The organism is Allosphingosinicella deserti, assembly GCF_003012735.1.
Taxonomy (GTDB): domain Bacteria; phylum Pseudomonadota; class Alphaproteobacteria; order Sphingomonadales; family Sphingomonadaceae; genus Allosphingosinicella; species Allosphingosinicella deserti.
Window position 1 is genome coordinate 744684 of sequence record NZ_PXYI01000001.1, and the last position, 17070, is coordinate 761753.

14 protein-coding genes are annotated in these 17070 nt (G+C 66.8%); 8 read left to right on the forward strand and 6 right to left on the reverse strand.

What is annotated here, in order from left to right; translation table 11 throughout:
* Positions 1-88 precede the first annotated feature (88 nt).
* The 3 genes from C7I55_RS27985 (at position 89) to C7I55_RS03440 (ending at position 1315) form a co-directional block, all read left to right on the forward strand.
* Positions 89-244 carry a hypothetical protein gene (locus tag C7I55_RS27985; protein WP_158266267.1) on the forward strand — a complete coding sequence of 52 codons (156 nt, stop codon included), beginning with the start codon at positions 89-91 and terminating at the stop codon, positions 242-244.
* Between the two features lie 121 nt (positions 245-365).
* Positions 366-755 (forward strand): nuclear transport factor 2 family protein, encoded by a 390-nt coding sequence (locus tag C7I55_RS03435; protein WP_106511444.1) that lies wholly within the window; start codon positions 366-368, stop codon positions 753-755.
* A 188-nt stretch (positions 756-943) separates the two neighbouring features.
* Complete coding sequence (locus C7I55_RS03440) at positions 944-1315, forward strand: hypothetical protein (RefSeq protein WP_146150913.1); 372 nt, start codon at positions 944-946, stop codon at positions 1313-1315.
* Between the two features lie 192 nt (positions 1316-1507).
* On the opposite strand, the gene C7I55_RS03445 is transcribed toward C7I55_RS03440, so the two are convergent.
* Together C7I55_RS03445 and C7I55_RS03450 are read right to left on the reverse strand one after the other, a co-directional pair.
* Positions 1508-1813: a UBP-type zinc finger domain-containing protein gene (locus C7I55_RS03445; RefSeq protein WP_106511446.1), complete on the reverse strand. Its 306-nt coding sequence runs from the start codon at positions 1811-1813 to the stop codon at positions 1508-1510.
* A complete protein-coding gene (locus C7I55_RS03450) occupies positions 1813-3501 on the reverse strand; it encodes an FAD-dependent oxidoreductase (protein ID WP_106511447.1) in 1689 nt (562 codons plus the stop codon). Before C7I55_RS03450 ends, C7I55_RS03445 begins: the two co-directional genes overlap by 1 nt.
* 268 nt (positions 3502-3769) lie before the next feature.
* On the opposite strand from C7I55_RS03450, the gene C7I55_RS03455 reads away from it, so the two are divergent.
* From C7I55_RS03455 to C7I55_RS03465, 3 genes are read left to right on the forward strand one after another with little or no spacing between them, the layout of a single operon-like run.
* Complete coding sequence (locus tag C7I55_RS03455) at positions 3770-4975, forward strand: efflux RND transporter periplasmic adaptor subunit (protein ID WP_106511448.1); 1206 nt, start codon at positions 3770-3772, stop codon at positions 4973-4975.
* A gap of 4 nt (positions 4976-4979) precedes the next feature.
* On the forward strand, positions 4980-8162 hold the full coding sequence (locus tag C7I55_RS03460) for an efflux RND transporter permease subunit (RefSeq protein WP_106511449.1): 3183 nt from the start codon (positions 4980-4982) through the stop codon (positions 8160-8162).
* The gene (locus C7I55_RS03465; protein ID WP_106511450.1) at positions 8159-9607 is read left to right on the forward strand and encodes an efflux transporter outer membrane subunit; all 1449 of its coding nucleotides are present in this window, start codon (positions 8159-8161) and stop codon (positions 9605-9607) included. Before C7I55_RS03460 ends, C7I55_RS03465 begins: the two co-directional genes overlap by 4 nt.
* Positions 9608-9833: 226 nt before the next feature.
* Here the strand turns inward: C7I55_RS03465 and C7I55_RS03470 are convergent, their stop codons facing one another.
* From C7I55_RS03470 to C7I55_RS03480, 3 genes are all read right to left on the reverse strand, one after another.
* Positions 9834-11549, reverse strand: a complete 1716-nt coding sequence (locus tag C7I55_RS03470) for a cation:proton antiporter domain-containing protein (RefSeq protein WP_158266268.1) — start codon at positions 11547-11549, stop codon at positions 9834-9836.
* A gap of 132 nt (positions 11550-11681) precedes the next feature.
* Positions 11682-12656 carry an SDR family NAD(P)-dependent oxidoreductase gene (locus C7I55_RS03475; protein WP_106511452.1) on the reverse strand — a complete coding sequence of 325 codons (975 nt, stop codon included), beginning with the start codon at positions 12654-12656 and terminating at the stop codon, positions 11682-11684.
* Positions 12657-12761: 105 nt separating this feature from the next.
* On the reverse strand, positions 12762-13388 hold the full coding sequence (locus tag C7I55_RS03480) for a response regulator (RefSeq protein WP_233222016.1): 627 nt from the start codon (positions 13386-13388) through the stop codon (positions 12762-12764).
* A 371-nt stretch (positions 13389-13759) separates the two neighbouring features.
* Here C7I55_RS03480 and C7I55_RS03485 point away from each other — a divergent pair, with 371 nt between their 5' ends.
* Positions 13760-14653, forward strand: coding sequence for an SMP-30/gluconolactonase/LRE family protein (locus C7I55_RS03485; protein WP_106511454.1), 894 nt, complete (start codon positions 13760-13762; stop codon positions 14651-14653).
* 35 nt (positions 14654-14688) lie between these two features.
* Here C7I55_RS03485 and C7I55_RS03490 read toward each other — a convergent pair whose 3' ends face one another.
* A complete protein-coding gene (locus tag C7I55_RS03490; protein WP_332888403.1) occupies positions 14689-15381 on the reverse strand; it encodes a response regulator transcription factor in 693 nt (230 codons plus the stop codon).
* On the opposite strand from C7I55_RS03490, the gene C7I55_RS03495 reads away from it, so the two are divergent.
* On the forward strand, positions 15380-16945 hold the full coding sequence (locus C7I55_RS03495) for a PAS domain-containing sensor histidine kinase (protein WP_158266269.1): 1566 nt from the start codon (positions 15380-15382) through the stop codon (positions 16943-16945). The two genes, C7I55_RS03490 and C7I55_RS03495, sit on opposite strands and share 2 nt — an antisense overlap.
* The last annotated feature ends 125 nt before the right edge of the window (positions 16946-17070 follow it).

Here is a 17070-nt window from a genome sequence, read left to right on the forward strand (position 1 = left end):
CGTGAACCTCCGGGCTCGCGTTCGGCGCTCTGACGCGATCCGTGCTGACAAGGCTCATCGGGTGATTCCGAAGAACCATGAGTCCGACTTGCTTGTGCTCGTGACCGTCTTCCAGGAATCGCTGCGGCCCGGTTCGGCCTCGAAGGCGTTCGCGAACCCGTCCGATATCGTGAGCACGTTGCTGTCGGGGGCGCTTTTCAGGATCGCCGCCCACGGCAGAATTCCCGACCTTCGGGCTGCCTGAGGGACGAGGCTGGCGGAGCCAGGCAGACCGACGAAAACAGTGCAATTCGCTTCAGGGGAAGCCTGGAGTGGCGATGATGTGGCCACCGGCCCTTTCGCGGGGCTGCATGAGGAGACTGAACATGGATGGTACGCTTGAGTCAGATTTGGAGCACCTGCTGCACGAGAGCATCAATCGGGTCTGGAACGAGCGGGACGCTGGACTGAGACGGCAAGCCTTGGCCGAACTTTATGCGGCGGATGCGACGCTCTACGAGCCTGACGGCGTGGCGATCGGGCCGGAGGCGATTGCGAACAGGGTGCAGGAGCTTCACGCCATCCTTGGCCCGGTGGCGCGGCTCGAATATGCCGGGCCGATTCTTCATCACCATGGCGTCGCCATCGGTCGATGGCGTGTGGGACCTGCGGGCGCGCCGCTCGCCACCGGCACGGACGTCGTCCACCTTCATGATAACGTTGTCAGCCGCATGTACGTGTTCATCGATGTGCCACCTGGTGATGCGGCGGCCTAGTTTCCGGTATCCGTTGTTCGAAGCGGGCTCGCGACGCGGGCCCGCTTTCTTGTCGGGCAGCCGGCCGCCTTATCCTCACGTATGACGTGCCGCTCCCTTCGGACTAACCGGCAGCCGACAAGGATGATTCAAACCAGAAGCGTCCTCGGCGATGAAGGCGGTGATCGGAACAGCGCCGGAGACGCACAATGCCTCATTCTGCCTTCCCAATGGATCTGCAACAGGGGGCCGCAGGGGCTGTCACTCCCCACAGCAGGGACCTGGATCCGCTGGAACTTGCCGCGGCTTCGATCGGAGCTTCCGATGGCGCCGAGGCGCTGGCTTCGCGAAACGGCCTTCTGGGAACGCTCCGGCGGCTGTTCGCCATCGGGCTGCCGGCACCATTGTCCAATCCGCAGCTCGAGGCAATCCGCAGGCTCGCGATTGTCGCCCGCGCGGGCAAAGCGGCCGCCGTGCGCATCGAGGTCAATGGCGCGATCGCAGCCGGCCTGACTCGGACGAAGGTACGTGAGGTTCTTCGGCTCCATGCACCGGCAAGACATGGAAATGGCGCCGCATGAAGCCGATGCCGGACGGCGCGCGAGTTGATCGGGCCCTTGCGGGCGTCCCGCTGGATGCGACCCGGCACGACGCGGCCACGGGAGCGAACACGCCGAGGTTTCGCCGCCGCGTGGGCTGCCGAGAACGGATCGGCGTCATCTTGACGCCCAAGCCGGAAACAGGTGCCAGCTAGCCGAGCATGAGGTCGAGGCTCAGAAGAATTTCGGAATTTCGCCGACTTGCGGAGTCGTGTCGGAGCCGAGATCGAGAAAGAGCTCGTCCACATAGCACCAGCCCCAGCCTTCGGGCGGGTCGTATCCCTCGACCACGGGATGGCGGGTCGCGTGGAAGTGAGCCGTGGCATGCCGGTTCGGCGACTGGTCGCAGCACCCGACATGGCCGCAAGCGCGACAGATCCGCAGATGCACCCACCATGAGCCGGTCTTCAGGCACTCCTCGCATCCGCGCGCACTCGGCATTACCTTGTTGATGGTCTGCACATGAGGACACTCGTCCATCACGATCTCCCGGGTTGGAGCGTTTCGAGATACTGGTGGATGGCGGAGACAACCACCGAGCCTTCGCCGACGGCCGAGGCAACGCGCTTGACCGATGCCGACCGCACGTCGCCGATCGCGTAGACACCTTGCCGCGAGCTTTCGAAGGGGCTGGAGGTTGAGGCCCCCGAAGAAGTTCCGGTGAGGACGAAGCCGCGATCGTCGAGTGCGACGCAGTCGCCGAGCCAGCCGGTGTTGGGCTCGGCGCCGACCATCACGAACAGGTTCGATGCCTCGATCACGCCCACCGCGCCCGACTGCCTGTTACCCCAGGTGATGCTTCGCAGATAGGGTTCGCCGGTCAACGACGTGACGCTGCTCTGGGCATGCAGGGTGATGCGCGGCGACGATCTGATCCTCTGCACGAGGTAATCGGACATCGTTGCCGCCAGGCCTTCGCCGCGCACCAGCATGTGCACATGGGAGGCGATACGCGACAGGAACATCGCCGCCTGTCCGGCCGAGTTGCCGCCGCCGACGACGACAACCTCCTGGCCCGCGCACAGCACCGCCTCCATCGGAGTCGCGGCATAATGGATGCCCTTGCCCTCATAATGCAGGTCGTCGGGCGTTCCCAGGCGTCGATAGCGGGCACCGCTCGCCACGATGACGCTTCTCGCGCTCACGCGGCTCCCGTCGTCCAGCACCAGACGGAAAGGGGACTCTGCGCACTCGAGCGAGACCACGCGCCTCGAGATGGCGAGACGCGCGCCAAATTTCTGGGCCTGGACATGCGCCCTGCCGGCCAGCGCCTGACCCGAAATGCCGGTCGGGAAGCCGAGATAATTCTCGATGCGGCTGCTGGTGCCGGCCTGGCCGCCCGGCGCGAGTTCCTCGATCAAGATGGTCCCGAGGCCCTCGGAGGCCGCGTAGACGGCGGCCGCCAGGCCACCCGGCCCCCCGCCGACGATGGCGACGTCATGCACCTTCGCCGGATCCGCAGGTTCCCACAACCCGATCGCATCCGCAACGGCCCGCGTGGACGGCCTCTTCAGCACCTCGCCGCCCGGACGGATCAGCGCCGGCAGGTCGGCATCGCCCAGGCCGAGCTGCGCAGCAAGCGCCCGGCCGTGCTCGGTGTCGACCGCATCCTCGAGCCGGACCGGATAGCCATTGCGCGTCAGCAGGCGTTGTACGGCGAGCGTGTCGCCCGACCCTCGCATGCCGAGGAGGGTGGCACTTCCATGCGCGTGCCGGATGATCCCGATCCGTCGCAGGATAAAGGCTCGCATGATGATCTCCGCGACGTCCGGTTCCCCGCTCAGCAGGCGGCGAAAGGAAATGCGGTCAAGCCTCGCGACACGCGTTTGCTCGACCGCGACGGCGCTGACGAGGCTCGCACGATCATTCAGCAGATCGAGCTCGCCGGTGAACTGGTTGCGATCGTGGCGAACGACGAGGCTTTCTGCGCCGCCGGCCCCGGCCTCGTAGATTTCGATCGCGCCGTCGAGCACGATGAAGAAGTCGACCGACCGGTCGCCCGGACTGGCGAGGCGTGTTCCCTCGGCAACGGCTTCGAGGACGCCATAGGATGCTGCGCGCTCGACCATGTCCTCCGGCAGGTCGGGAAAGGTCTGTGCCCACCGCGCATAAGGATCTGCCGGATCGTCGCGGAAGGCCCCGGACCAGTCTGGGGTGGCGGCTGTCATGGCAATCCTTCCGGGCAAACGAAGCAATGACGGCTGCGTTAGGCCCGGCCGAACGCGACGCTAAGTTATACGCGCGTCTAGCCGGCTGCGCGGACGCCGGGCAGTGCAGCGGCGGCGCCCGCCTCTTCCTGCTCGACATCCCGGCACGGGCGAGCGCGCCCGACGATACCAGACGCGGGTTCAGGCCGGACATACGCGGGTATAGGCATTCATGGCGCGCTTGGTCGGGCAGTCTTCGGGCAATTCCACCCAAAGGGCTCACCGACCCATGATCGCGCTTCACTCTCGCCGGCGCCGCGCGCTGGTACCGTTTTTCGTCGCCCTGGCCGCCTCCGGCTGCTCGAAGCCCGTGCCGGAAGCGCCGACACGGCAGAAGGTCACCGTCGCGACCCCGCTCGAGCGGGAGGTGGTGGACTGGGACGAATATGTGGGCCGCTTCGAGGCGATCGAGGACGTGCAGCTGCGGCCGCGCGTGTCTGGCACGATCGATCGGGTCCTTTTCGCTGACGGCCAGGCGGTTCGCAAGGGTCAGCCGCTCTTCGTGATCGACCCGAGGCCGTATCGGGCGACGCTCGGCCAGGCGCGCGCCCAGGTCGCCAAGGCCGCCGCGACGCTGCACAATGCCCGCAGCGAATTCGCACGCGCGCAGCGCTTGCTGGCGACGCAGGCGATCTCCCGCGAGGAATATGAGCAGAAGCAAGCGGTCGTCGGCACGACCGCGGCCGACCTCCAGGCGGCGCAGGAGAATGTCCGCAACGCGCTGCTGAACCTCGAATTCACGACGATCCGGGCGCCGGTGTCGGGCCGCATCTCGGATCGACGCGTCAGTCCCGGCAATTATGCTTCCGCAGGCGAGACCGTCCTCAGCCGCATCGTTTCCACCGATCCGATCTGGTTCTCCTTCGACGGAGCCGAAAGCCTCTACCTGAAATATATGCGACAGGCGAGGGCAGGGGAGCGAGGCTCGTCGCGAACCGCCGCCAATCCGGTCGACATCCAGCTCGCCGACGAGCCGACCTATCGCTGGCGCGGCAAGATGAGCTTCGTCGACAATACGATCGACGGCAATTCGGGCACGATCCGTGCCCATGCCGTGGTCTCGAACCCGGACGGGTTCCTGACGCCGGGCCTGTTCGGACGCGCCCGGCTGCTCGGATCTGGCCGCTACAAGGCGCTGCTGATCCCCGACGAGGCCATCCTCACCGACCAGACGCGGCGGCTGGTCTATGTCGTCGGTGCCGGCGGCAAGGCGGAGAACAAGGTGGTCGAGACCGGGCCTCTGGTCGAGAGGCTGCGAGTCATCCGCCGCGGCATCTCCGCACGCGACAGGGTCGTGATCGAAGGCGCCACGCTCCTGCAGCCGGGAATGGAGGTGGATTCCCGGAAGGTACCGCTCAGACCCCGCGCGCAGGACACGTCGCCGAACGCCGTTCCCGAAACGGCGCCGCTCCCCTCCGAAGCGACGGCAGGCTGATCTCATGAAATTCCCGCATTTCTTCATCGAACGGCCGATCTTCGCCGCCGTGGTCTCGATCCTCATCGTGGTCGTCGGACTGGTCGCCTACCCAGGCCTGCCGGTCTCGCAATATCCCGAAATAGCCCCGCCGACGGTGGTCGTCAGCGCAACCTATCCGGGCGCCACCGCCGAGACCTTGTCGGAGACCGTGGCGGCGCCGCTCGAGGAAGCCATCAACGGCGTCGAGGGCATGATCTACATGGCATCGTCGGCGACCGGCGACGGCAGCCTCTCGATCACCGTGACGTTCAAGCAGGGCGTCAGCATCGATCAGGCGCAGGTCCTCGTGCAGAACCGGGTGTCGGTGGCCGAGCCCCGCTTGCCCGAGCAGGTCCGCCAGATCGGCGTCACCGTGCTCAAGAACTCGCCGGATATCCTGATGGCGATAGCGCTCACCTCGCCCCGCCACAGCCTCTCCCAGCAATATGTCTCCAATTATGCGACGACCCAGATCATCGACCGCCTGGTGCGTATTCCCGGCGTCGGGGGCGTTCGCGCGTTCGGCGCACGCGAGACCAACATGCGCGTCTGGATCGATCCCGATCGCGCGGCCTCGCGCAACCTTACCGTCGACGAGATCGTCTCGGCGGTCAGGCGCAAGAACACGCAGGCCGCGGTCGGGTCGGTCGGGCAGCCGCCCTTCAACCAGGGCGGAACCGCATTCCAGCTCGGCATCCAGGCCGACGGCAGGCTTGCTACGCCGGAGCAATTCGGCGCGATCATCGTCAAGCGCGATTCCGAAGGCCGGCTGACCCGGCTTCGGGATGTGGCCCGAGTCGAGCTCGGCGCCCGCGAATATGGCGTCAACGCGGCCCTGAGCGGCGAGCCGATGGTCGCGCTTGCGGTGACCCAGCTGCCCGGATCGAATGCGCTCACGACCGCCGATGCCGTTCGGCACGAGATGGAGGAGATCAGCAGGACCTTCCCCGCAGACCTGCGATACACGATCCCCTACAACCCCACCGACTATATCTCGGCATCGATCGAGGAAGTGTATCGGACCCTGTTCGAAGCGATCATCCTGGTCGGCCTCGTCGTCATCCTGTTCCTCCAGAGCTGGCGCGCGGCGCTCATCCCTCTGATCGCGGTTCCGATCTCGCTGATCGGCTCGCTGGCCTGTCTCGCCGCCTTCGGATTCAGCCTGAACAACCTTTCGTTGTTCGGGATGGTGCTTGCGGTCGGGATCGTCGTCGACGACGCAATCGTGGTCGTCGAGAATGTCGAGCGTCTGATGGAGGAAAAGGGGCTGACGCCGCGACAGGCGGCGCATGAGACGATGGACGAGGTCGGCGGGGCTCTGATCGCGATCGCGCTGGTTCTCAGCGGGGTCTTCATCCCGACCTCCTTCATCCCCGGCATCTCCGGTGCCTTCTACCAGCAGTTCGCGCTTACCATCGTGTCGGCTGCGGTGATTTCGGCACTCGTGTCGCTCACCCTGTCGCCCGCACTTGCCGCAATCGTCCTGAGGCCCAAATTGGATGCCGCCCCGCGGTCCGGTGTGCTCGGCCTACCGGTTCGCTTCGCGCGGGGGTTCAACCGGGGCTTCGACTCGTTGGCCAGGCGCTTCGGCCGGTTCACCGCCCGCGCCGTGCGCTCGCTGATCATCGTCGGGATCGCTTATGCCTGCCTGATCGGCATCGCCGCTTGGCGGTTCTCGGCGACCCCGACCGGTTTCATCCCGGCGCAGGATCAGAGCTATCTGATCGCCGCAATCCAGCTTCCCCCGGGCTCGTCGCTGCAGCGGACCAACGAGGTGATGAACGAGGTGAACCGGATTGCGCTGCGCAACCCGGCGACCGAGCATACGGTTGCATTTGCCGGCGTCGACGGCGCGACCCTGACGTCCGCGCCCAATGCGGCTGCCATGTTCATCACCTTGAAGAAGATCGGAACCCGGCCGGATGCGAATACGGTGGCGGCGGAAATACGCGCGCGGCTGGGCACGATCACCGGCGGAAACGTCCTGCTGATCCCGCCGCCGCCCGTGCGCGGCATCGGCACCGGCGGCGGCTGGAAGATGATGATCGAGGACCGGGCCGGGCTCGGCTACAAGGCGCTCGAGAGCGCCGCCACCGCGATGACGGCGAGGGCCAACAAGACCGAGGGGCTGTCCAGCACCTTCACGACGTTCAGCGTGCGCACTCCGCGCCTGCATGCCGACATCGACCGCGATCGCGCCGAGCAACTGGGCGTGCCGGTGGAGAACGTCTTCTCGACGATGGGCACCTATCTCGGCTCTACCTATGTCAACGACTTCAATCTGCTCGGGCGAACCTTCCGGGTCACCGCGGAAGCGGATGCGCCCTATCGCGACCAGGCGTCCGATGTCGGCCGCCTCAAGACGCGCTCCGACTCCGGCGCCATGGTGCCGCTCGACGCGGTGCTGACGCTGAAGAACGATGCAGGTCCCTACCGGGTTGTGCGCTACAATCTCTACCCTTCGGCAGAGCTGCAGGGGGACACCGCACGAGGCTATTCGAGCGGCCAGTCGCTGCAGGCGCTGGCCGCCATCGCGAAGGAGACCTTGCCGACCGGGATGTCGTTCGAGTGGACCGATCTCGCCTACCAGCAGCAGCAGGCAGGGAATACGGGGTCGCTCGTCTTCGGCCTTGCCGTGCTCTTCGTCTTCCTTCTCCTCGCCGCCAATTATGAGAGCGTCGTCCTCCCATTCGCCGTGATCCTGATCGTGCCGATGTGCCTGCTTGCGGCGATCGTCGGCGTGAACCTGATGGGAATGGACAACAATATCCTGACCCAGGTCGGGCTGATCGTGCTCATCGGCCTGGCCGCCAAGAACGCCATCCTGATCGTCGAATTCGCCAAGCAGAATGAGGATGCCGGGATGGAGATGCACGAGGCCGCCAAGCACGCGGCCGAGCAGCGGCTTCGGCCGATCATCATGACCTCGATCGCGTTCATCCTCGGGGTGCTGCCGCTGGTGGTCGGCACCGGCCCGGGCTCCGAAATGCGTCAGGCGCTCGGGGTCGCGGTGTTCTTCGGAATGATTGGCGTGACCGCCTTCGGTCTCCTGTTCACCCCCAGCTTCTACGTCATCAGCCGCAAGGGCGGCGACTGGTTGTCGCGTAAGATCGGCTCGATGCGAACGAAGCGGCCCCTCAACCAAGATGCAGCGAGCGCACAGTGAAGAAGCTGATCCTGATCTCCGCCATGAGCCTGTCCGCCTGTACGGTGGGACCCGACTATCAAGTGCCCGAGGTGGCTCGCACCCGCCCGGGAAGCGTCCGCTTTATCGAAGAAGGTGCGCAACTCGACCCGCGACCGCTGCCGCCGCGCTGGTGGCAACTCTATGACGACCCGGTTCTCGACCGGCTGGTAGCGGAGGCGCTCGCGCACAATCCGGACGTGCGGACCGCGGCGGCAAGCCTCGCCCAGGCACGTGCCGTGCTGTCCGAACAGCGCGGTGCGCGCCTGCCGCAGACCGGTCTTCAGGGTTCCGCGACCTATGCTCGTGTCTCTCCCGCAGGAAACCCGGCGGGCTCCGCCAGTGGCAGCGCACGGTCGGTACAGACCGATTATTACTCGGCTGGTTTCGATGCGTCGTACGAGGTCGATCTCTTCGGAGGCGTGGCCCGCGCGATCGAGGCGGCGCGTGGGGATGTCGAGGCTGCGGCGGCGCAGCTGGATGCCGCGCGGGTGGCCATCGCCGCCGAGACTGCCAGAGCCTATGTGCAGACGTGCAGCAGCGCCGCGCAGCGCGATGTCGCAGCCGAGACGGCGGCGCTCCAGCGCCGGACCCTGGAACTCACGCAGTCCCTGGCCAGCGCCGGCAGGGGCACCGAGCGCGACGTGCGGCGCGCCGACGTCGTCCTAGCACAATCCGAGGCGACGGTGCCGTCGTTCGAGGCCGAACGCCGGGCCTCGCTTTATGCGCTGACGGCACTCACCGGGCGTCCGCCCGAGGACCTGGACGCGGATGCTGCGGCCTGCGTCGCTCCACCCGGCCTCGATGCGCCGATCCCGATTGGTGACGGTGCGACCCTGCTGGCCCGGCGGCCGGACGTTCGGGCGGCCGAACGGGCGCTTGCGGCCGATACGGCGCGGGTCGGCGTGGCGGTCGCGGATCTCTACCCCTCGATCCGGCTGCTGGGCAATATCGGCTTTGGCGGCACGTCGCCCGGCAACGCGTTCAAGCCGTCGGGGTTCAGCTTCTCGGTCGGGCCGTTGATCTCGTGGAATTTCCCGAACCGGACTGTGGCACGGGCCCGCATCCGGCAGGCGCGGGCCGGCGCCGATGCGTCGCTGGCGAGGTTCGACGGCACAGTGCTGGCTGCGCTTCGCGATGTCGAGCAGGCGCTGGCACGCTACAAAGGCGAACTCGAACGCAATGTCGTGCTCGAGCGGGCGGAGCGCTCCAGCGAGCGGGCCGCGGCGCTTTCGAAACAGCGTTTCGACAATGGCGCCGACAGCTTCCTCCTGCTGATCGACTCTGAACGCGACCGTGCCACGGCGAGAGCCGAACTGGCCGAGTCCAGGCGCGCCGTTGCCGAGGCTCAGATCAGCTTGTTCAAGGCGCTCGGCGGCGGGTGGGAGCAGGCACCGGAACCAGACCGGCTGAAGAGCGGGAACTAAGGGCCTGGCATTTTCCGGTAAGCGTCGTCGCTTGATCGGGCGGCAGGCGCCGGAGGGGGAAGGGGGTCTCGGAAGAAACGGGCGCGTCGACATTCTCGAACCGCGCGGCCTGCGGCTGGAGCGTCTCGCCGCTGCGGCGATGCGCGGATCGGCGCCCATCGGAGCGCCGCGGCACCAAGTCGGGGCAGCATGGCCCGCGCGCCGAAAGTCGATCGGCCGTGGTCGGTCAGGCCAATGCCGCCGCCATTGCCGGGCTTTCATCGCCCGCGAGGATTGCGCGGCGCCCCACCACCCAGGATGCAACTTCGTCGGCGCTCACCTCCAGCGCCTCGAGCACGCGCGCCGCGGTCTCAAGCCCGCCGGTGCCGGGCACTTCGATGACGGGCGTGAGACCGACATTGGCAAAGCCGATCGCGGCCGCGGCATCGCCGACCACCGCGATCCGAAGCAGCCCGGGAAAATATTTGCGCGTGAGGGGCGTGAGCCGGCCGGATATCTCGAGCGAGGGCTCAGTAAGGACGCTGACGCGGCGGCCAGCAAGCGCAGCGGGTTCCCAGATCCGCGGGTCGCTGAGATCGCCGAACTCCACCCGGTACCCGTCGGCAAGCGCTTCGGCCAACCGGCGCTGGTCGGTATCCATCGCCACATAACCGAGGTCGAAATGGATCAAGGCGTCCGCGACGGCGCGTCCGACCTCGCCCATGCCGAGGATCATGACCGGGCCGATCAGCGCCTTCGGCTGAAGCTCGGGATCGTGTGCGAGCCGGCGGCGCGCGCGCAGGCTTCCCGCGAGCCAGCGCCCGACCGATGCGAGCCCGGGGGTCATTGCAATGGTCGCGGCAACGGATGCGACGACGACGGATGACCATTGGGGGCCCACCGATGCGCGGACACCGGGCACGCTGAGGATGACGAAGGCGAACTCGGATCCTTGCGCGAGCAGGAATCCGAGCTGCACCGATCCCGGCACCGACCATCGGAAGATCAGGCTGGCGAGCATATTGGCGATGACCTTGATCGCCAGCAGCCCGCAGGCGACGAGCAGCACGAGGTGCCACGCGCCGAGGAGCGTGGGCATATCCAGAGACAGGCCGACCGAGACGAAGAAGAAGCCGAGCAACAGGCCCCGGAACGGCTTGATCTCCGACTGGACGATCGACCGGTAGGGCGTATCGGCAAGCATCGCTCCGCCCAGAAAGGCGCCGAGGGTGACGGACAGGCCGATGCTGCCCGTCGCCCATCCCGCCGCGAGCGCGACCAGCAGTGCCACGGCGGTGAAGACTTCCTCGTTTCGGCTTCGGGCGACAAAATCGAAGACCGGGCGCACCACGAAGCGCGCCAGCAACAGCGACGCGCAGAAGCACAGCGCCGCGCGCGCCAATGCGCCAAGGCCTGCCTCGAGCGGGGCTCCGCCGTCCTGGAGCGACGTGGCGACGATCAGGATGAAGATCCCGGCAACGTCCTGGAAGACGAGGATTGCGGTCGCCGTTCGCCCGACAGGACAGTCCTGCTGGTGGCGCTCGGCGATCAACCCGACCACGACCGCGGTTGACGATAGCGCCAGCGCGGCGCCGAGCAGCAGCGCGCCGCCCCATGGCAATCCGCTTAGCCGGGCCGCTGCCGCCAGCATAAGGCCGGCCAGCAGCACCTGCGCCGGTCCGAAGCCGAATATATCACCGGCCTGGGTCCGCAGCCGCGCGAAGGAGAAATGAAGTCCGATGTCGAACAGGAGGAACAGCACTCCGAGCTCCGCGAGCACGGCGATCGTCTGTCCGGAGGGCCCGGGGTTGAAGCCGGAGAGACGGAGCACCAGCCCAAGGGCGATATAGCCGACGATCGGGCTGAGGTGCAGCGATCGCGAGCCGATCGCTGCGACGATCCCGAACGAGAGAAGCAGGATGACGGGCAGGAGTGCCGAGAGGAGATGATCGGATCCGTTCACGGCGTTGGGGCCGCGGGCCGCGCGCCCCGATCGACGTTCAAATGCCCCTGCTGCACGAACGCCGGGCCGCGGAAGCATGTCGCAGACCGAAAGGACTCCGCTCCCGGGTGTACCGTGTCGCGTGTTTCCGGGTCACGCATCCAGCCGGGTTCCGGTCATATTCTCGCTGAGCGCCCACAGCTTCTCCGACAGATCCGGATCCGACGCCCATGGCCTCACTCCGTCCTTCCTGCTGTCCGCCGCGTCGCGGACCGGCGCTATGTCGCAATCCTCGCAATAGACTCCGCCGAGGCCGTCGAGTGCCCGGCTGGTCGCGCACCAGATCGCGGTTGCGGCACCCTGCTGCACGGTCTTCAAGTCGTTAGCGGGATCGATGCGCGGTTCCCCGCCATCGTCCAGCGCTCCGAACGCGGCGACCTGATCGCGGCTGAGATGGCGCGCGAGATCGGTCAGGATCGAGCCAGGATGGACGGAGAAAGCGCGCACGCCGTGCACTTCGCCGCGGCGATCGAGGCCCAGGGCGAACAGGGCGTTGGCGGTCTTGGACTGTCCGTAAGCGGTCCAGGGCTCGTAGGGGCGCATGGCGAAATCCGGATCCTCGAAATCGAACGGCGAGATGCGGTGGGCGCGCGACGAAAGCGACACGACTCGCGCGCGCTTCGCCGCCCGCAGCGCAGGGAACAGGCGGCACGTCAGGCGGAACGGCGCGAGATGGTTGACCGCCAGCTGCATTTCATGGCCTTCTCGGGTGTGTTCCAGCGGCGAGGCCATGATCCCGGCGCTGTGGATCAGAATATTGAGGCTATGGCCGCTCGACAGGAAGCGGGCTGCGAAGGCATCGATCGATGCCGGGTCGGCGAGCTCGATCGTGTCCACGTCCACATTCGGCATGCCGCCAAGGGTACGCCTGGCCTTCTCCGCGTCGCGAACCGGGATGACGGCTCGCGCGCCGGCCCCGGTGAGCACGCGCACCATCTCCAGGCCCAGCCCCGAAGAGCCGCCTGTCACGATCGCGGTCCTGCCGGTCAGGTCTATGCCGGCGATCACCTGTTCGGCAGTTGTGAAGGGGCCGTAGCCCGACCCGAGAGGGACCTGTCTGCTGGTCATGGTTGCTCCGATTCGTCGATGGTTGGCATTGCGCGGCACTGCCGCGCCTGAAAGCCGGGGTGGCGGCATTGGCGCACCTGAGGCGGGGGCGAAGGCAGAGCCGGCTCAGAGCGGGCCGCTGCCTGGAGAAAGATCGATGATGCCGCGGCGCGCGGCGATCGTCACCGCCTCGGTCCGGTCGGCAACCCCGAGCTTCGCGAAGATGCTCTTCACGTGCGCCTTCACCGTCTCTTCGGTGATGCCGAGGTCGCGCGCGACGCCCTTGTTCGCAAGCCCGCGGGCAACGCAACGCAGCACCTCCAGCTCACGGTCGGACAAAGTGTCGCGCATCGCGTTCATGCCGATGTCGTTCGCGATCTCCGGAGGGATATGAATGCCGCCGGCGTGGACACCGCGGATCACGTCGAGCAATTCTCGCCGTAGCGTGCTCTTGAGCAGATATCCGGTTGCGCCGGCCTTCATTGCCCGAAGCGCCTGCGCATCTCCGGCATAGGTCGTCAGCACCACCAGGCGCGCCGACGGGAATTCCGCCCGGATCGCAACGATCGCGTCCAGTCCGCCCATTCTAGGCATCTGCAGATCGATCAGCGCGACGTCCGGCCGAAGCCGGCGGAAGCCCTCGACGGCTTCGAGTCCGTCTTCCGCTTCGCCGATCAGCTCCATGTCGGGCTGGTGTTCGAGCACGGACGCGACCCCGAGCCGGATGAGCGGGTGATCGTCGGCGACGAGCACGCGTATCGGCCTCCTGGCTATCATATTCATTTCGAACGCATCTCTCCATCGGGACCGGTGCGCCGTCTTGCATGCGCATGCGGAGCGGCCAGCCGGATTGGCCTGTCAGCCGGTTGCCGGTTCGCGTTCGATTGTCGATCCCTCTGTCGAGGGACTTCGAGGCCCCCTCCATTCGGGAATTGAGGGTGCGAAGCGCCCGCCGCTACTCTGCCCAGTGTCGGAAGAGGTGGGGGCGAACAGGCTGACTCCGGCACGTTCCATGATTTGCAGGATCCGGGGTTCCGCCAATGCGCCAGTCGACGGCAAGCGATGAACGAGAGCACGCCGCTGCCGCGCCTGCCGCTGGGGATGCGCGCGGACGCCTTCCAGGAATGTCTCGGCGTGAGGGGCCCAACACGATCCTCTGCGCGGGCCTGTGCGAGCCCGAAGGCCCCGTGGCGCTGGCCGACGGATCGGTCGCGCTGGTCGAGATGGGCGCGGAGCGCGCCAGCGTGACGCTGGTTGCCGCGGACGGCCGCCGCCGCGCTCTGGCAAGCCCGGGCGGCAGGCCGACGGGCCTTGCGATAGACGGAGACGATCATTTCTGGGTGGCGGGCGGCGGCGACTGCCTGCTTCGGATCGCCCCTGACGGGCGCGTCGTCATGCGCCTCGACGGAGACGGGCAGGGACCGTTCCTCTATCCGAACGATCTCGCCTTCGGACCCGACGGACTTCTCTACATGTCGGATTCCGGAATGCGGCGCGGCGACCTCCTCGTCGGTCCCGACCTTCGGCAGGATTTCGCCCGCGCCGACTATGACGGTCGCCTGTTCGCGATCGATCCGGTTCGCGGAACGGTCGTCCGGCGACTGCAGACCGGATTGCGCTTTGCGAATGGGGTGGCGTTCGGCCCCGACGACGCCCTCTATTATACCGAGACTCTCACCGGCCGGATCTACCGCCAGGAGATCGGTCTCGCCCCCGAGGTCTTCGCGCAGGTGTCGGAAGAAGATCCGGCCGATCGCTTCCGCGGCCCTGACGGCATGGCGTTCGACGCCGATGGCCGATTGTTCTGCGCAATTTACGGCGAGGGGAGAGTGGCGGTCGTCGACGGAAGCGGCGCGGTGCTGCCCGCCATCGCCACTAACGGCGATCGCCCGACCAACGTCGCTTTCCGCGTCCGGGACGCCGAATTGCTGATCACCGAGGTGCAGTTCGGCACCATCGAACGGGTCGCGGCCGCCGCTCCGGGCCTGCCGTTGCACCTGCCGAGCTCCGGACGATGAGTGAGGCGCGAGCAAGCGCGTGCCCGCGGCGGCGGTCAGGCGCCGAGATTGAGCGCGTTCACCATGCCGATGAAGTCGGCAAGCGTTCGCGCGCCCAGCTTGCGCATCGCGTTGCCGCGGTGGATCTTCACAGTGATCTCGCTGACGCCGAGGTCGAACGCGATCTGCTTGTTCATCTTGCCCTTGGCGACTCGGATCATGACCGCGCGTTCGCGGGCGCTGAGCGACTCCGCTTTCTCGCGCAATGCGTCGGTCTCGCGCCTCTTCTCGCGGTCGGCGGCGTCCTTCGCGAGCGCCGTCGCCACCGCCTCGAGCATGTCCTGCTCGCGGAACGGCTTGGGCAGGAAGTCGACTGCGCCCGCCTTCATGCCGCGTACCGTCATCGGGATATCGCCATGCCCGGTCATCAGGATCACCGGCATCGTGATACCGGCGGCGGTGAGCTTCTCCTGGAATTCGAGACCGCTCATCCCGGGAAGCCGGACGTCGACCACCAGGCAGCCGGGGCTCCGCGTGCTGCCGGACTGAAGAAACTCGCTCGCCGACCCGAATTGCCGCGTCTCATAGCCTACCGAGCGGAACAGGGCGTCGAGCCCCACGCGAAGGCCCGCATCGTCCTCGACGATGAAGACCACAGGGCCGCTGCCTTCCGACTTTTTCTCAACTGCCTGCATCACCAGCCGAAATTGGCCGTCGCAGGCCAAGCCGTCAACGGGACCTATACGCATGGATGATGTGGCAGCGACGACACCGGGACCGGACTACGGCCAGTCGACCACCGACGCGGTGCCGGCCCTGATCTCGTTCTTCGACGCGGATCACATCTGCCGTTATGCGAACGATCATCATCTGCGCTGGTATGGTCGATCCCCAGAGGGCCTCGTCGGCATGCACATGCGCGACTTCCTCGGCGAAGACGCATATCTCGAGCGTTTGCCGCACCTCGAACGGGTCGCTGCCGGCGAGCAGGTGTCCTTCGAAGCGTCCGTGCCATATCGCGACGGGGGATGGCGGGACGGCGCGATACGCTATGTGCCGAGGTTCGGGCCGGCCGGCTTCGAGGGCTTCCACACCCTGGTCTTCGACCGCAGCCGCGACCAGCACCGCTTCCGCAGCGTCTTCGACGGCACCGCCGTCGGTTTCTGGGAAATCGATCTCTCCAACATGCGCGCGATGCTCGCACAGATGACGGAAGAGGGGCGGGACGTGCTTGCACATGTCGAAGCCGACCTTTCGTTCGTCCGTCAGGCACTCGCGGTCACGCCCGTGCTCGATCTGAACGAGAAAGCGTGCCGAATGCTGGCGGTCGAGCGCGGGTCTTCGATCGGGCGCCCACTCGGAGACTGGTGTCCCGACGAACATCTCGATGCCTGGAACCGCAACCTGCTCGCCTATCTTCGCGGCGAGGAGAGCTACGAGACCGAAACCGTCGTGCGCCGGCAGGACGGTTCCACTTTGGACGTGCTGCTGAGTTGCGCTTTCCCGAACACACCGAGCCAGCAGGTCATCGTCGTCGTCGGCATGGTCGATATTTCGGAACGCGTCGCTCGCGAACGCGAGCTTGCAAAAGCGCAGGCGGATCTCGCGCATGCGGCGAGGGTGGCGACCTTGGGCGAGTTGATGGCCTCCATCGCACATGAGGTGAACCAGCCTTTGTCCGCGGTGGTCGCCAACGGGAATGCCGCGCTGCGCTGGCTCAATCGCCCGGAGCACGAGATCGAGGAGGCGCGTTCCGCCATCAACCGCATCATGAGCGAGGCGACCCGTGCTTCCGAGATCATCGCACGAACCCGGCAGATGGCGGTCAAGGGCACGTCCAGCCGCACCGACTTCTGCGTAAACCAGATGATAGAGGAAGCCGTGGAGATCACCCGGCGCCAGACGGCGGCGCTCGGGGCGACGATTTCCCTGTCGCCAGCGCCCGGCATGCCGCTCCTCCACGCCGATCGCATTCAGCTCCAGCAGATCATGATCAATTTAATCGTCAACGCGGCGCAAGCCATGCACGAGCAGCCGGAGGGCGCGCGCCGAATCGCCATCGCGTCCTATGCGTGCGAGGCCGGCCTGATGATCGAGGTCGCCGACACAGGGCCTGGCATCGGCGACAAGGCGCACCGGATCTTCGACGCCTTCTTCACCACCAAGCCCGATGGGATGGGGATGGGCCTGTCCGTGGTCAAGGGCATCGTCGAGGCCCATGGCGGGTCGATCCGGGCTGCGCCGCGGATCGGCGGCGGTACGCTGTTTCAGGTGAAGCTTCCTTACGCCGCCACCCGGATCACACGCCGGTGACGACGCGCCGCCGGACGCGATCTACGCCGGATCGGCGCGGCGGTGCGCACCATACACCGGTATGGCCGCGATGGCCCCGGGTGTGATTCCGCGGGGCATGCGCTTCCGCCACATTCCCACCGTCT